At 70.7% G+C, this 15,136-nt stretch carries 12 protein-coding genes, 1 tRNA gene and 1 pseudogene; 5 read left to right on the top strand and 9 right to left on the bottom strand.

The annotated features are described in order from the left end of the window. Positions 1–70: 70 nt before the first annotated feature. A pseudogene (locus O3Q52_RS08990) lies at positions 71–424 on the top strand (triphosphoribosyl-dephospho-CoA synthase); the annotation flags it as partial. On the opposite strand, the gene O3Q52_RS08985 reads toward O3Q52_RS08990, so the two are convergent. From O3Q52_RS08985 to O3Q52_RS08970, 4 genes are all read right to left on the bottom strand, one after another. Continuing rightward, on the bottom strand, positions 399–1,688 hold the full coding sequence (locus O3Q52_RS08985; protein ID WP_269648280.1) for an MFS transporter: 1,290 nt from the start codon (positions 1,686–1,688) through the stop codon (positions 399–401). The pseudogene O3Q52_RS08990 and the gene O3Q52_RS08985 sit on opposite strands and share 26 nt — an antisense overlap. 111 nt (positions 1,689–1,799) lie before the next feature. After that, complete coding sequence (locus tag O3Q52_RS08980; protein WP_269648284.1) at positions 1,800–3,167, bottom strand: PLP-dependent aminotransferase family protein; 1,368 nt, start codon at positions 3,165–3,167, stop codon at positions 1,800–1,802. A 188-nt stretch (positions 3,168–3,355) separates the two neighbouring features. After that, complete coding sequence (locus tag O3Q52_RS08975) at positions 3,356–4,807, bottom strand: aminopeptidase P family protein (RefSeq protein ID WP_269648283.1); 1,452 nt, start codon at positions 4,805–4,807, stop codon at positions 3,356–3,358. A 146-nt stretch (positions 4,808–4,953) separates the two neighbouring features. Next, on the bottom strand, positions 4,954–6,465 hold the full coding sequence (locus tag O3Q52_RS08970) for a PP2C family protein-serine/threonine phosphatase (protein ID WP_269648279.1): 1,512 nt from the start codon (positions 6,463–6,465) through the stop codon (positions 4,954–4,956). Positions 6,466–6,937: 472 nt separating this feature from the next. Here O3Q52_RS08970 and O3Q52_RS08965 point away from each other — a divergent pair, with 472 nt between their 5' ends. After that, positions 6,938–7,603 carry a bifunctional DNA primase/polymerase gene (locus O3Q52_RS08965; RefSeq protein WP_269648278.1) on the top strand — a complete coding sequence of 222 codons (666 nt, stop codon included), beginning with the start codon at positions 6,938–6,940 and terminating at the stop codon, positions 7,601–7,603. A 136-nt stretch (positions 7,604–7,739) separates the two neighbouring features. Further along, positions 7,740–8,312 carry a hypothetical protein gene (locus O3Q52_RS08960; protein ID WP_332112889.1) on the top strand — a complete coding sequence of 191 codons (573 nt, stop codon included), beginning with the start codon at positions 7,740–7,742 and terminating at the stop codon, positions 8,310–8,312. A 243-nt stretch (positions 8,313–8,555) separates the two neighbouring features. Here the strand turns inward: O3Q52_RS08960 and O3Q52_RS08955 are convergent, their stop codons facing one another. The 3 genes from O3Q52_RS08955 to O3Q52_RS08945 all read right to left on the bottom strand — a co-directional run bounded on the left by O3Q52_RS08955 (position 8,556) and on the right by O3Q52_RS08945 (position 11,336). Further along, entirely contained in the window at positions 8,556–9,521 is a 966-nt protein-coding gene (locus O3Q52_RS08955; RefSeq protein ID WP_269648276.1) for a DUF5926 family protein, read from the bottom strand. A 251-nt stretch (positions 9,522–9,772) separates the two neighbouring features. Further along, complete coding sequence (locus tag O3Q52_RS08950; protein ID WP_269648275.1) at positions 9,773–10,402, bottom strand: ATP-binding protein; 630 nt, start codon at positions 10,400–10,402, stop codon at positions 9,773–9,775. A gap of 121 nt (positions 10,403–10,523) precedes the next feature. Beyond that, complete coding sequence (locus O3Q52_RS08945; protein WP_269648274.1) at positions 10,524–11,336, bottom strand: glycerophosphodiester phosphodiesterase; 813 nt, start codon at positions 11,334–11,336, stop codon at positions 10,524–10,526. A 279-nt stretch (positions 11,337–11,615) separates the two neighbouring features. On the opposite strand from O3Q52_RS08945, the gene O3Q52_RS08940 reads away from it, so the two are divergent. Then, complete coding sequence (locus O3Q52_RS08940) at positions 11,616–13,112, top strand: S1C family serine protease (RefSeq protein WP_269648273.1); 1,497 nt, start codon at positions 11,616–11,618, stop codon at positions 13,110–13,112. 41 nt (positions 13,113–13,153) lie between these two features. Then, positions 13,154–13,240 (top strand) — tRNA-Ser (locus O3Q52_RS08935). 154 nt (positions 13,241–13,394) lie between these two features. On the opposite strand, the gene O3Q52_RS08930 is transcribed toward O3Q52_RS08935, so the two are convergent. Together O3Q52_RS08930 and O3Q52_RS08925 are read right to left on the bottom strand one after the other, a co-directional pair. Beyond that, positions 13,395–14,786, bottom strand: a complete 1,392-nt coding sequence (locus O3Q52_RS08930) for a site-specific integrase (protein ID WP_269648272.1) — start codon at positions 14,784–14,786, stop codon at positions 13,395–13,397. A 72-nt stretch (positions 14,787–14,858) separates the two neighbouring features. Further along, entirely contained in the window at positions 14,859–15,047 is a 189-nt protein-coding gene (locus O3Q52_RS08925; protein WP_269648271.1) for an AlpA family transcriptional regulator, read from the bottom strand. Positions 15,048–15,136: the final 89 nt, after the last annotated feature.

Genomic DNA, 15,136 nt, shown 5'->3' with positions numbered 1-15,136 from the left:
TAGTCGAACTCGACGCCGATGTTCTCCACGTTGCGCGCGATCAGGTTGTCGTCGGTGTTGGAGATGATGGCGATCTCCGCACGTAAGGCGGGCGTTGGACGCACTGGCCACGGCCCGCTCGGCCGGCGTCCCCGAGCCGTACGCCCGGCTCGACGCCCTGGTGACCGTGATGTCGACGCTCCAGGACACGGAGTTGCTCTACACGGTGGGCCCGCACGGCCTGCGGCACGTCCAGGCGGGCGCCCGCGGGGTCCTGGAGGCGGGCAGTACGTCCACCGAGGCGGGCCGCGCGGCGCTGGCCGCCTTCGACGACGACCTCCACGCGCGCGCGTGGAGCCCCCGCGGAAGCAGCGGGCTGCTCGCGGGGGCCCTGTTCGTGGACTCGCTGCCGGCGACGGTCAGTTCACCGGTACTGGCCGCCTGACCATCGGTGCGGCGGCGGACCGGCTGTCCGTCGCCCACCGCACGGCAGGACCCATCGCGTACGAGGCCGCCAGCATCAGGCCCCCCAGGAGCAGCCACCCGGGCGTCCCCCACCCCACGAGCAGCGACGTCAGCACCAGCGGCCCCGCGGTCCGCGCCACCGTCACGCCCGTACCGAAGAAGCCCTGGTACTCGCCCACCCGGTCGGCGGGGGCGAGGTCGAACGACAGCTGCCAGGAACCCGCCGACTGCTGCATCTCGGCGACGACCTGGAGCACCGCGCCGACCGTCAGCACGCCCACCGCCACCCAGGGCGAGACCCCCGCCGACAGCGCGAACACCGCGCACGACGCCAGCATCACGAGCCCCGAACGCCGCACCGCGCGCGTGGCCGACGCCGGCCCCCGCACCCCGCGTGCCATCCGTACCTGGAAGAGCATCACCGCACCGGTGTTGAGCACGAACAGCGCGGACATCAGCCAGGTCGGCGCCTCGGTCCGCTCGGAGATCCACAGCGGGATGCCCAGGCTCAGCAGCGGCATACGCAGCAGCAGCACGGTGTTGAGCAGCGTCACCAGGGCGTACGGGCGATCGCGCAGTACTCCGAGGGCGTCACCGCGTCCCTTGTCGTCGGCCACGCGTGCGTGCACCGCCTTCACGACGGGCAGCCGCAGCAGCACCGCCGCGCACAGCAGGAAGCTCACCGCGTCCAGCGCGAACACCGCGAGGTAGGCCTCCCGCGTTCCCATGTGCAGCGCGAGTCCGCCGAGCCCCGCCCCCACCGCGAGACCGGCGTTGAGCGTCGACTGGAGGTGCGCCAGCAGCCCTGTCCGCTCCTCCCGGGACACCAGCCCTGCCAGCAGCGCCTGCCGGGCCGCCGCCAGCCCCGACTGCGCCGAGGCGTACACGCACGCCGCGAGCACGAACGGCACGAAGCCGCGTACGACGAGGAAGGACGCCACCGCGACGCTCGTCGCGAGCGCCAGCAGCACCGCCGTGCCGCGCGGCCCACGCCGGTCGGCGAGCCGCCCAAGGGGCACGCCCACCAGCGAACCGACCGCCCACGCGACCGTGAGTCCGAGCCCCACGCGCGCGGGGGCGAGCCCGACGACATGGGTGAAGTAGAGGGCGGACGTGACGTAGTAGGCACCGTCCCCGACGGAGTTGCTCAACTGGGCCAGGGCCAGAACGCGCTGCGGACCCGCGGGCGGGATCACGCGGCTCGTCTTCGCGGGGGCTCCGGCGGGTGCGACTCGGTTCGTCATGACTACGACGCTATGGGCTGAATGGAGCCCTCCACAGGTCCAATATTCACGCACTTTCTTGGCCCAATTTGCTCCGTCTCAAGGCCCCCGCTCAAGGTCTCGGACCGCCCCTCAGGCCCCCTCCAGCACCCGCCCCAACACCTCCAACGCCTCCGGATAGACCCGCTCCCGAGGCGTGCCGTACCCGACCACGAGCCCCTGCGGCCGGCCGGCGTCCGCCGTGTGCCAATGCTCGCCGAGGTGCCCCACGGCGAGCCCTTCCTCCGCGGCCCGCGCCAGCACCGCGGCCTCGTCGCTCACGTCGATCAGCGCGTGCAGCCCCGCCGCGATGCCCCGTACCCCGCGCCGCGTTCCCACCCGGTCCAGCAACTGGTCCCGTCGCCTCCGGTACCGCAGGCGGCACGCGCGTACGTGCCGGTCGTAGGCGTGGCTGGTGATCATTTCGGCGAGGGCAAGCTGGCCGATGGACTCCGTGTGGTGGTCGGTGTGCAGCTTGGCGTCGGCGATCGCGTCCACCAGGTGCGGCGGCAGCACCATCCAGCCGAGCCGCAGCGCGGGCCCGAGCGTCTTGGACGCCGTCCCCAGGTAGGCGACATGGCCGGGTGCCATCCCCTGGAGGGCGCCCACGGGCTGCCGGTCGTAGCGGAACTCCCCGTCGTAGTCGTCCTCGACGATCAGCCCTCCACGCGCGCGTGCCCAGTCGGTGAGCGCACGCCGCCGCTCCGGGTGCAGGGTCACCCCGGTCGGGTACTGGTGCGCGGGCGTGAGGACGACGGCCGCCGCGTCGTCCAGCCCCCGTACCGAGGCGCCCCGTTCATCGACCCCCACAGGGGTGACGGTTCCGCCGTTGTGCCGCACCACGTCCCGGTGGAAGGGGAGGCCGGGGTCCTCCATGGCGATCACACCGGCGTCCAGCACGCGGGTGAGGAGCGCGAGCCCCTGCACGTACCCGGAGGTGACGACGATCCGCTCGGGCGGCGCGATCACCCCGCGCGCCCGCCCCAGGTACCCCGACAAAGCCGTCCGCAGCTCGATCCGGCCGCGCGGGTCCCCGTAGTCGTAAGCCAGGGAGGGCGCGCTCGCGATGGCCCGGCGCAGCGCGCGCAGCCAGGCCGCCGCCGGGAACGTACCGACGTCGGGGCTGCCGGGCCGCAGATCGAAACGGGGTGCACGCGCGCGCGTGGTCGCCTCCGGCGCGTCCGCGGCCGGAGAGGGCAGCGGGGCGACCTGTGTGCCGGACCCCTGCCGCGCGGTCAGATACCCCTCGGCGATCAGCTGGTCGTACGCCGACTTGGCCGTCCCGCGCGAGATCCCGAGCTCGGCCGCGAGCCGGCGCGTCGCGGGCAACCGTGTCCCGGGCGCCAGCCGCCCGTCCCGTACGGCATCGCGCAACGCCCGTTCGAGCCCGGCCCGGCGCCCGTCCGCGGCGTCGGGTTCGAGGTGCAGATCCACACCGACGCCGGACCAGAACGCGTCCACAGGCAAGTCCCCCTCGGTGAAACGCGTCCCTTCTTCAGGGGCGCGGGGCCGTGACATTGTGCGGCTGCGCCGCGGGGCCCGAGCGATCACCGGCCGCCGGAGCGCGACCGGCCACCGACCGCGCGCAGACGTATGGCCGGGCACCACACTGGTACCCGGCCATTGATGTCATGTCAGCCCATGTCGTGTCAGCCCTTGAGAGATGCCATCCACGCCTCGACCTCGTCCGACCGGCGAGGCAGCCCGGCGGACAGGTTCCGGTTCCCGTCCTCCGTGACGAGGATGTCGTCCTCGATGCGGACGCCGATGCCCCGGTACTCCTCGGGCACGGTCAAGTCGTCCGCCTGGAAGTACAGGCCAGGCTCGACGGTCAGGCACATGCCCGGCTCCAGCGTGCCGTCCACGTACGTCTCCGTCCGCGCTGCCGCACAGTCGTGGACGTCCATGCCGAGCATGTGACCGGTGCCGTGCAGCGTCCAGCGACGCTGCAGCCCCAGCTCCAGAACGCGCTCCACGGGGCCCTCGACGAGCCCCCACTCGACCAGCTTCTGGGCCAGCACCCGCTGCGAGGCGTCGTGGAAGTCGCGGTACTTGCCGCCCGGCTGCACGGCCGCGATACCGGCCTCCTGGGCCTCGTACACGGCGTCGTAGATCTTCTTCTGGATCTCGCTGTACGTGCCGTTGATCGGCAGCGTGCGCGTGACGTCGGCGGTGTAGAGCGTGTGGGTCTCCACGCCCGCGTCGAGCAGGAGCAGGTCGCCGGAGCGCACGGGGCCGTCGTTGCGCACCCAGTGCAGCGTGCACGCGTGCGGCCCGGCGGCGCAGATGGAGCCGTACCCGACGTCGTTGCCCTCGACCCGCGCGCGCAGGAAGAACGTGCCCTCGATGTAGCGCTCGGACGTGGCCTCCGCCTTGTCGAGGACCTTCACCACGTCCTCGAAACCGCGGACCGTCGAGTCGACGGCCTTCTGCAGCTCGCCGGCCTCGAACTCGTCCTTGACCAGCCGCGCCTCGGAGAGGAAGACGCGCAGCTCCTCGTCGCGCTCGGCGGTCACCTTGTCGGTGAGAGCCGCCTCGACGCCGGCGTCGTAGCCGCGCACGACCCGCACCGGGCCGGTCGCCTCGCGCAGCGCGTCGGCGAGTTCACGGACATCGGAGGCCGGGATGCCGTGCAGCTGCTCGGCCTCGGTCAGGGAGTGGCGGCGGCCGACCCACAGCTCGCCCTGGCCGGAGAGCCAGAACTCGCCGTTCTCGCGGTCGGAGCGCGGCAGCAGGTAGATCGTGGCCTTGTGGCCGCCCGACGTCGGCTCCAGGACCAGCACGCCGTCCTCGGTCAGGTTGCCGGTCAGGTACGCGTACTCGACAGAGGCACGGAAGGGGTACTCCGTGTCGTTCGAGCGGGTCTTCAGGTTGCCCGCCGGGATCACCAGGCGCTCGCCCGGGAAGCGCGCGGAGAGCGCGGCACGACGGGCGGCGGTGTACGCGGCCTGCGGGATCGGCTCAAGGCCGTGCAGCTCGGTGTCGGCCCAGCCGGACTTCATGCTCTCGGCAAGCTCGTCGGACACGCCCGGGTACAGGCCGTTCTTGCGCTGCTTGAGCGGCTTCTCTTCTTCCGCCTGGTCGGCGTCATCGTCAAGCACAGCTTCCGGGGTCTCCGGGTTGAGCGCCTCCGACACGGTCTGCCTCCTCGATACGACTCTGGACGCCCTCCATCGTACGGTCGTACGGAAGGACGCCCAGGGCCGGAAGACCGGTGACGCGGGGCTCGCCCGAAGGGGCGGGACTCTCACTCGAAGCGTGCCGCCAGGAGCACCACGTCCTCGTCGCTGTCGGCGACGTCGAGTCCGTCCGGCAGCACACTCCGGAGGACGTGATCGGCGACCGCGCCCGGGTCGGCGCGCAGCGCCCTGGGCACGGACGCGGCGGCCGCGTGCAGCCGCGAGAAGGCACGGTCCATGGGGTCGCCGGTGCGGTGCAGCAGCCCGTCCGTGTAGAGCAGAACCGTCTCTCCGGCCTCGGCCTGGAACTCCACGCTGGGCGCCTCCCAGCAGGCGAGCATCCCCAGGGGCGCCGACAGGGACGTCTCCACGTACTCCGTGCGCCGCTCGCCGATCACCAGCGGCGGGCTGTGCCCGGCCCCGGCGAGCGTGATCTTGCGCAGCGCGGGCTCGCAGTACGCGAACAGGGCGGTGGCGGAACGGGCGGGCTCGGTCAGCCGCAGCAGCAGTTCGAGGTCGGACAGGACGGCGACCGGATCCTCGCCCTCCATCACCGCGTACGCCCTCAGGGAGGCCCTCAGCCGGCCCATCGCGGCGACCGCGCTGGGCCCCGATCCGGTGACGGACCCGACCGCGAGGCCGAGCGCGGCGTCGGGCAGCGGCAGCGCGTCGTACCAGTCGCCGCCGCCGTGCGGCCCCGTGCGGTGCCGGGCGGCGAGCTGGAAGCCGGAGACCCGGGGCAGCCGCGAGGGGAGCAGTTCCTCGGAGATGGTCGCCATGCACGCGCGCGTGCGGTCCAGTTCCACCAGCCGGGCCAGGTGCTCGGCCGCGTAGCGCGCGTACAGGCCCACCAGGTGCCGCTGGCGCTCGACGGGCTCGGCGGGCTCGTCGTACAGCCATACGGCTGCGCCCAGTCGGCCCGCCTCCTCCGTGGACAGCGGGAGCGCGTAGCTCGCGGCGTAGCCGAGGCGGGCGGCGACCTCGCGGTGACGCGGGTCGAGGCCGTCCTCGGAGAGGAGGTCGGGCTGGGCGATCTCGCCCTCGCCCCCGGGGAGTCCGTCGAGGATCCTGCCGTACGACATGGCGCTGCGCGGGACGGTCTCGATGTGGCCGAGATCGGCGCGGGCGAGACCGAGGCCGATGGTGGTGTCGGGGCCGAGTCCGTCGCCCGGTTCCAGGACCACGAGGCCGCGCCGGGCGCCCACGAGGGCCGCTCCGGCGCGCAGCAGCTCCTGCAGCGCGTCCGGCAGTGCGGCGGTGCGCGCCAGGCGCTCGGTCAGTTCGTGCAGAGTGGTGAGATCAGAGACCCAACCTGCGAGTCTGTCCTGGAGAACGGCTCCGGGGGCGTGTGGAGAAGTGGTCGAAGAGGTACCCGGGGCGGCAGGCGCGGGCGCGACAGTGTGTGTGGGCGATGGAACCGTTGAATCGATTCCGGCCACTTTCGGGAGGTGAGGGGCGTTCATGGCGTCCGGCTTTCCGACCGGTGCGTATTGCTCAATAGCATCGCAAACCCCCATGTCATTCTGCGCCGCTGGCAGTGTCTCCACATGTACACGCACTCGTGAGGGGATGTCCAGCATTGTCCTGCCGGGATTCCTGGTGTCCGTGGGACCGTTGCGGAATTGCAAAGTTGGCTTAAAACTGACTCGAGTCTCGGTGTATTGAGGTCGACTGGCCTTGTTCGACGGAGCGTCACAGCGGTCGTGATGGGTACGTACTCGGTGAAGGCCAGGGGTGGTTGGGATCGTCCCGGAACCTGGCGACGGACCCGGGCGTCTTAACCACCGACGACCGTGCCCCATCCTCCCGTGGCGGAGGCGGCGAGAAATACGCGCGACGGCAAACGCCAGGCGCCGCCACCCCACGCCATGCCCGTGCTTTTGCCAGACGCAGTATGGACGCGGACGCAGCCCAACGCTCGGCCCATAGGGGTTCCCCTTGTCTCGGACGGGGGTGTGATGCGCCAGTAGGTACGCACAGTGAAGTGATCGACACATGGTGTGATGTGGTCCTCGGTGTTGCCAGGCGTGCAACGGAAAGGAACGAGCGCTCATGCGCGAGATCCTCGGAAGGCGACGCAGGCTCCTGTCCAAGCGAAACGGCGGACAGCCTGAGATGCTCGGCGCGGCCCTGACCTTCGCGACCGCATGGCAGTGGCCCGTACTCCCGGGAGTGGCGGCGGACCCGCAGGGGCGGGCCCGATGCGCGTGCCCCGACCCGGAATGCACAGTGCCCGGTGCCCATCCCTTCGACCCCGGCCTTCTTGCGGCCACCACCGATGAGCGGATGGTGCGCTGGTGGTGGACGAACCGTCCTGCGGCGCCGATCATCCTGGCCACCGGGGACAAGGCCCCCTGCGCGGTGAGCCTGCCGGCGCTCGCCGCGTCCCGCGCGCTCCTCGCGCTCGACCACATGGGGATGCGCCTCGGCCCCGTGATCGCGACCCCGACGCGCTGGGCGCTGCTCGTGAAGCCGTACTCCCTGGAGCAGCTCGGCGAGTTGCTCTACGCCCAGGACCACGTTCCGGGCTCGCTGCGGTTCCACGGAGAGGGCGGCTATGTGGCGCTGCCCCCGTCCGAGACCGGCCAGGGCCAGCTGCGCTGGGAGCGGGCTCCGCTGCCCGGTTCGGCCGCCCCCTGGGTGCCCGATGTCGAGGCGGTCGTGGACGCCGTGGTGGAGGCCCTCACCCGTACGGGTGTGAGCGCCCCCGAGTTGTAGGGAAACCGGGCGCGCGGCGAGCCGCGCGCCCGCCCTCGCTCGTTATGTTCCTTTCATGCTGCGTCACTCCCGGGGACGACGAGCCCCAGGCCCTCGAAGAGTCCGCCCGATCGCGCTGGCGGGCGTGGTAGCGCTCATGGCCGCGCTGCCACTGGCCGTGGCCTCCGCGGGGCCTGTGGGTGACGTGGACTCGGCGGTCACGCGGACCTCCGACGACGGCTCACGCGCCTCCGACGACTCCGTACGTGCCTCGGGCGCGCGTGTTTCCGACGACGCGCCTGCCGCTGCCGGTCGCGCCGGCGCACAGGCACCCGAGCCCCGTTCCGCGCCCTCCGAGAGCCCCCTGACGCTCGGCCTGGGCCTCGCCACCGCCGCCCGCTGCGGTCCCGAACTTGCCTCCCCCGACGGCATCGAGGCACAGACCTGCGTGCTGACCCAGGGGCAGGACACCTGGGCGCGTACGTACTACCGCAACGCGACCGGCGACGATCTCACGTCCGTACTGACCCTCATGGGGCCCGCGGACCGCACCGTACGGATGCACTGCGCCGTGGGCGCGGACGACGAGCCGGGGGTGTGCGAGACACCGCGGGAGCGCACGGCGGGGGACGCGGGTGCGTACACGGCGGTGGTGGAGTTCGCGGAGGGGGCCGAGGGGCCGCTGTTGTTGCGCTCGGGGAGCAACTCGCCCGCACAGACTGCGCGTTGAGGCTTCCGCCGACAGGGGGCCCGAATCCGGGAATGAGAAGACCCGGTTGCTGGCGACGGGGGATGCACCAGCAACCGGGCTAATGGAACGGTAACAAGAGATCGGCGGTTCGCAAATTCGATCTCGGCTATTCGGACACCGACTTCCCTGCCGCAACGGGGAGTTGTGACAGGAGTCACCAGGTCGACGACCCTGTCGTCCGACTGGCCGGTCGGCCAGTCCCACCTGGGTGTCGGCTGTGTCTCAGCTGAGCGTGACCTGCCGGTTGGTGAGACCGCCGCGCGCCCGGCGCTCGTCCGCGGTCAGCGGCGCGTCCGAGGCCAGCGCGCCGGCGAGCCGCTCGGCGAACTCGGCGGCCGGCTTCTCGACATCCTCCGCCGTGACGCCCGTCGGCAGGTCCCAGACCGGCACCGTGAGGCCGTGGGCACGGAAGGAGCCCACGAGGCGGGTGCCGTCCCCGAGGCTCGACCGGCCCGCGGCGTGCAGCCGGGCGAGCGCGTCCAGAAGCTGCTCCTCCGGGTGCGGCATGACCCAGCGCAGGTGGTTCTTGTCGGGCGTCTCGCACCAGTACGCGGCGTCGACACCCGCGAGCTTCACGGTCGGGATGGCGGCGGCGTTGGCCCGCTCCAGGGAGGCGGTCACCTCCGTGGTCGCGTTCTGAGCATCCGGAACCCAGAATTCGAACCCCGGGTGCACAACTGGCTCGAACGCGCCTTCGGGATCGAGGAGGTCCTGCAGCCGCGGTCCGTCGGCCGGGGCGCGGCGGCCCTGGACCGGGGTGCCGGGCTCCGAGGTGAGCGCGCGCTGGAGGGTGTCGGCCAGGTCGCGGCTGATGTCACCGGACGCGGTGTCGTTCTGCAGGCCGATCAGGACCGAGCCGTCTTCGCGGCGCAGCGCGGGCCACGCCATCGGCAGCACCGTCGCGAGTGTGACCGACGGGACGCCCTCCGGGAGCGCCTCCTTCAGATTCAGCTCGACGGTGGCCGCGGGCACCAGCTCGCGCAGCGCGATCCAGTCGGCCTCGCCGGCCAGCGCTTCGAAGGGGCGGTGCACCAGCTCGGTCACGGCGTGCGCGGCGGCCCGTCCGTGACAGGCCTTGTATCGGCGGCCGCTGTTGCATGGGCAGGGCTCGCGCGCCCCGACGACCGGGATCTCTCCATCCGTCAGCTGAGGCTGCTTGGCCTTCGTCTGGGGTCGCTTCTTGGCCATCGTGGATGTCTCCCGGTTACGGCTCGACTCGTACGGGCGCGAGCCTAGCCGCTCGTACGGGGAGTCACGGGACCCTGTGGACAACGTGCCGAGTCGTCCCGGAAGCGGTGATTCGGTTCGTCCTTGAACCAGTGCTTCCGTCTGCTTCGGGTTGCTTCGGACCGGGTCGTCCTGGGTTCGGGCCGTCGCGGGAGTTGGTGGATTCTCGACTCGGGCCGCTGTCGGTTCAGGGGCCCCGGCTCGGGTCGTTCTCAGTCCAGGCTGTCGAAGGCGTTCCCGAAGTCGAGGTCGGGTATCGCGGACACCGACGGGGCCGTGACCCGCGCGGCGAAGTCGTCGCGGCGGTGTCCGGCGTGTGCGTCCTTGTGCACGACCACCCACACCGTGACCTCACCGCGGGCGTCGTCCCGGACGCCCCAGTCGTCGGCCAGCGCCGTGATGATGTTGAGCCCGCGGCCGCCGCGGGCGGTGACCGAGGGTGTGGCCGGAACCGGACGGGTCGGACCACCGCCGTCCGTCACCTCGACGGTGAGCCTGCCGGTCGGTTCGACGCGCCACGCGGCCCGGACGTCGCCGTCCCCCGCCAGTGCGTCACCCAACGGCCTGCCGTGTCGGCAGGCGTTGCTCAATAGTTCGGAAAGGATCAATACGGCATCGTCGATGACCGTTTCCGCCACACCGCCGGTGCGCAGCTGAGCCCGCATCCGGTGTCTTGCTTCCCCCACGCCCGCAGGGCCATGGGGTACGGCCATGCTCGACGACGTGGGCACCTCCTGTGCCACCACCAACGCCACCCCCGAGACCTCCTTCGCCCCACGCCACGGTGTGAATGCCCCTCTGGACTGGACCGGAAACCGGCCAATGCACGTGCAGTGACGCACTCGTAACGATCGAATACGGATCGAACGCGCCGGAGCACTCCCTGTAACCGTGTGGCCGGAATTCGACGGTGTGGCCGAGGCGTGGGGGGTAGCCGCGGGAGGGCCCCCGAAGGGCCCCAGGTCAGCGGCCCAGCTGGTGGAGCACCGCGCGCGGGCGGTTGGTGATGATGGCGTCGACGCCCAGCTCGACACAGAGATCGACGTCCTCGGGCTCGTTCACCGTCCATACGTGAACGTGATGTCCGGCACGCTTCAGGCGCTCGATGTACGCCGGGTGATTGCGGACGATGCGCATCGAGGGACCCGCGATCCGCACACCCGCGGGCAGCCGTCCGTCGCGCAGCCGGGGCGAGACGAACTGCATGAGGTAGACCGTCGGCAGGGTCGGGGACGCGGCGCGGACGCGGTGGAGCGAGCGCGCCGAGAAACTCATGACGCGTACGGGCGACTCGGCGGCCGAGGACGGGGCGTCCAGGCCGAAGCGCTTCAGCAGTACGAGCAGGCGCTCCTCGACCTGGCCCGCCCAGCGCGTGGGGTGCTTCGTCTCGATGGCGAGCTGTACGGGGCGGCCGGCGTCGGCGACGAGTTCGAGCAGCCGCTCCAGGGTGAGGACGGACTGCTGCTCCCAGGACGGGGGGCGCTGCTGTTCCCAGTCGGGCGCTTCGTCGCGGTTCTTCCAGGAGCCGAAGTCCAGGGTGGCGAGGTCGGCGAGTTCCAGGGCTGAGACGGCGCCGCGGCCGTTGGAGGTGCGGTTGACGCGGCGGTCGTGGACGCAGACGAGATGTCCGTCCGCGGTCAGCCGTACATCGCACTCCAGGGCGTCCGCCCCGTCCTCGATCGCCTTCTCGTACGCGGCCAGGGTGTGCTCCGGGGCCTCTTCGGAGGCCCCGCGGTGGGCGACGACCTGGTTCAGGTGCTGTCGTGCGTGGGTCACCGCGTCATGGTGCCATCGCGAGTGGGTAGGCGTGAGAGCGGTGACGCGGTGCATGCGATGGTTTTGTCGGACCTGCCCGATATAAATGAAGATCCCGGAGTCACAGGCACCGCTTATGGTGCCCTGACGGCCCATGGGAAAAGCTGACGGCATACAAAAGCACATGCACAGCTGAATCACGCCGGTTCCTGAACACACGCGGGTGGAGTCATGAACACGCGTGAGTGATCGTGACCGAGTGCGACCTGACTGAACAGCCGTGGATCGAGAGGAAGAGCTGTGAGCACCGAGAACGAGGGCACTGCGGTACCCCCGGCCCCGTCTGCACCTCCCGTGCCGGTGGACACTCCTGCTGCTTCTGTGCCGCCGGAGCAGGGGGTGTCGCCGGGACCGGATCCCGTAGACCCCCATCGGGGCATGGCTCCGGTCCAGGGACCGGCCCACCCCCAGGAGCCGGGCGTTCCCCAGGAAGGCGCGCCGACGGCCACGTTGCCCCCGGTTCCCTCCGGGGCGCCCGAGGCCGCGGGCCCGGCACCGGAAGCGGGCGCCTGGCCGCCTCCGCCGCCGGCCACACCGTCGTACGCGAGCGGGGGCGAGGGCGGTTCGGGCGATGTCTGGGGCTCCTCGTACCAACAGCCGGCGCCCAAGCCCAAGTCGGGCGGGCGCGGCGGTCTGGTCGCCGCGGTCCTGGTGGCCGCGCTGGTCGCGGGCGGCGTGGGCGGTGGCATCGGCTACTGGGCGGCCGACCGGAACGACGACTCCACGGGCTCCACGACGGTTGCCGCCTCCCAGAGCGGCGGCGACCTCAAGCGTGACCCGGGCACGGTCGCGACCGTGGCCGCCACTGCGCTGCCGAGCACGGTCACCATCGAGGCCGAGGGGAGCAACGGCGAGGGCGGCACGGGCACCGGCTTCGTCTTCGACACCCAGGGCCACATCCTCACCAACAACCATGTGGTGGCGCAGGCGGTCGACAGCGGCAAGCTCTCGGCGACCTTCTCGAACGGGAAGAAGTACGACGCCGAGGTGGTCGGCAACGCCCAGGGCTACGACGTCGCGGTCATCAAGCTCAAGAACGCACCGAGCGGCCTCAAGCCGCTGCGCCTGGGCAACTCCGACGAGATCGCCGTCGGCGACTCGACGATCGCGATCGGCGCGCCCTTCGGCCTGTCGAACACGGTGACCACGGGCATCATCAGCGCCAAGAACCGCCCGGTGGCCTCCAGCGACGGCAGCGCCCAGAGCAAGGCCTCGTACATGAGCGCCCTGCAGACCGACGCATCGATCAACCCGGGCAACTCCGGCGGCCCGCTGCTGGACGCGAACGGCTCGGTCATCGGAATCAACTCCGCCATCCAGTCCTCCAGCGGCGGCGGCCTGGGCGGCACGAGCCAGTCCGGCTCCATCGGCCTGGGCTTCGCGATCCCGATCAACCAGGCGAAGACCGTCGCCCAGCAGCTCATCAAGACCGGCAAGCCCGTCTACCCGGTGATCGGCGCCTCGGTCTCCCTGGAGGAGGGCACGGGCGCGAAGATCACCGAGCAGGGCGCCAGCGGCTCGGACGCGGTCACGCCGAACGGCCCCGCCGCCAAGGCCGGCCTCAAGCCCGGCGACGTCATCACCAAGCTCGACGACCGGGTGATCGACAGCGGCCCCACCCTCATCGGCGAGATCTGGACCCACAAGCCCGGCGACACCGTCAAACTCACCTACACCCGCGACGGCAAGCAGCAGACGGCCGAAGTCACCCTGGGCCAGCGCGAGGGCGACAGCTGACCCGTTAGTCTTGTCCCCGCGCCGATCTCTCAGCGGCGCGGGGTGGGTTGCCCGAGCGGCCTAAGGGAACGGTCTTGAAAACCGTCGTCGCAGCGATGTGACCGTGGGTTCAAATCCCACACCCACCGCGCAGGTCAGAAGCGTGCAGGTCAGAAGGGGTGCCTCTCAGTGAGAGGCACCCCTTCTGTGTTCAGCGTGTCTCACCCTGAGTCGGGTTTGTCCCACCCTTGACCAGTGCGTGCGGCCAACCTGTGGCCAAACGGCAGGTGCCATAAGGCCTGGTCAGGCACCCTCGGCCAGTGCGGCATCAATCATCTGGTTCGACACCGTCTGTTGGCCGCGAAGGATCTTCGCGTAAAACCGCCACAGCACGGCCGGACTGTGACCGGCACGCCGCGCGACTTCCACAGGATCGACTCCCGCTTTGATCCACAGCGAGACCCCGGCATGCCGGAGCGAGTACGGGACGTCCGCGAGTGGCGTAGCTGCCTCCTCAGGAGTGAGCGCAGCCTTTCGGGCCTCTTGCCACAGCTCGGTGTATTCGTTGGACCCGATACGACCGCCACGGGGCGCACGGAAGAGCCGACCATCCTCCGCCGTACCGAACTGGTTCAGATGAGCCCGCAGCATCGCGACCAGCGTGGGCGGGATCGGCACGGGACGTGTGGCCTTACGCGCCCGCCGCTTCAACCCTCGTTCGTCGAACGAGCGGCCATCGTCGGTCCACCCCTTGCCGACTTCTGGTCGACTCTGCGTAAGTACCAGCTCCCCCCAACCCTCAGCAGGGAGTTTGCAGTTCCGCCTCATGAGCGAAGCCACTTCGGAGGGGCGCATCGCGGCGTAGTAGAGGCAGCCGAAGAACGCGTGCAGATGTGGGCCGCGCACGTCGGCATCCCGTACAGCGTCGATCAGCCGTCGCGTCTGCTGTGGGTCGGGCACGTACTGGAAGTCCACCTCATCCGTGGTGTCCGGCGCTGCCCAGTCGATTCGCCCGAGGGGGTTCGCAGGAAGTACCTCCCGCTCGACCGCGTATCGCATGGCGTTGCTGAAGACCATGCGCTTACGCCTCATGGTGTTGTCCGCCGCGCGCTTCCCGTCCAGCCGCTTGGACAGAGCAGTCAGGGCACGGCGGATGTTGTCCGACTCGGCTACGTCGATCACCTTCAACGAGGCGCCGGCCACCCAGTCCAGGGCACTGCGGATCTCGCGCGGAACGTCGTGATCGGCATCCTTCAGAGCCTGATGTTCCCCGTTGTCCCCGAGAGTGACCCTGAACGCCCATCCCTGGAGAGCACGGCGCAGGACGGCTGAGTCCGGTGCTCCACGGGAGGTGGAGACGAGCGCCACCGTCAGAGCAGTCAGGGCCTCTGCGATGCCAGCGCGATGCTTGGCGGACGCGTTGGGCCACTTCATAAGAGCGTACGCACAGGCGTGTTCGTACCAGGTCGGGGACGTTGCCTCCCGCAGCTCCGAGGCGGGAAGCCCCGTAGCCACGTCGAATGCCTCACCGGCGCCAACTGCCGTGACGAGCTTCGACCGGCGGGCATCCGCAAGTGTCTTCGTAGCGAAGGGCTCCTGGCAGACCTTGCCCGCCACGGTCCAACGCACCTGGAAGGGCGCCGACTTGCTGTCGCGGCGGCGGATACCCCAGATCCGCACGTTGTGGCTCTTCATTGATCACCTCATGACGGAGGGGACCGCCGGAAGCGGTCCCCTCAACGGGCGTTCGGATGATGTGGCGTTGATTCAGGCTGCGCGCTGGCCGCAGCTCTCCCACCACGCGTCCAAGTCGGCGCGGTTCACACGGATCTCGCCGTTGGGGAGCTTCTGGAGGCGGGGTGCCTGGCCACGGGCGCGCATGCGATAGAACGCGGCGCGGCTCATGCGGATCTCTGCGAGGACTTCACTGAGCTTGAGCTTCTGGGGGCGGGCCACGGCATGACTCCTTGGAGTGAGGAGAAGGCGAGTGTGGTTGGAATCACATTGCTCTGAGTCGTGACTCATCGCGACTCAGAGCGGGTTGG

Origin of the sequence: Streptomyces sp. ActVer (assembly GCF_027270795.1) — a bacterium.
Lineage (GTDB): Bacteria > Actinomycetota > Actinomycetes > Streptomycetales > Streptomycetaceae > Streptomyces > Streptomyces umbrinus_A.
This window is presented reverse-complemented; position numbering and strand designations above follow the sequence as displayed.

Coding starts and splice junctions, on each gene's coding strand:
- O3Q52_RS08955 (WP_269648276.1), bottom strand. CDS start 9,521: ATGGCCAAGAAGCGACCCCAGACGAAGGCCAAGCAGCCTCAGCTGACG.
- O3Q52_RS08970 (WP_269648279.1), bottom strand. CDS start 6,465: ATGCTGGACATCCCCTCACGAGTGCGTGTACATGTGGAGACACTGCCA.
- O3Q52_RS08960 (WP_332112889.1), top strand. CDS start 7,740: ATGGCCGCGCTGCCACTGGCCGTGGCCTCCGCGGGGCCTGTGGGTGAC.
- O3Q52_RS08985 (WP_269648280.1), bottom strand. CDS start 1,688: ATGACGAACCGAGTCGCACCCGCCGGAGCCCCCGCGAAGACGAGCCGC.
- O3Q52_RS08930 (WP_269648272.1), bottom strand. CDS start 14,786: ATGAAGAGCCACAACGTGCGGATCTGGGGTATCCGCCGCCGCGACAGC.
- O3Q52_RS08965 (WP_269648278.1), top strand. CDS start 6,938: ATGCGCGAGATCCTCGGAAGGCGACGCAGGCTCCTGTCCAAGCGAAAC.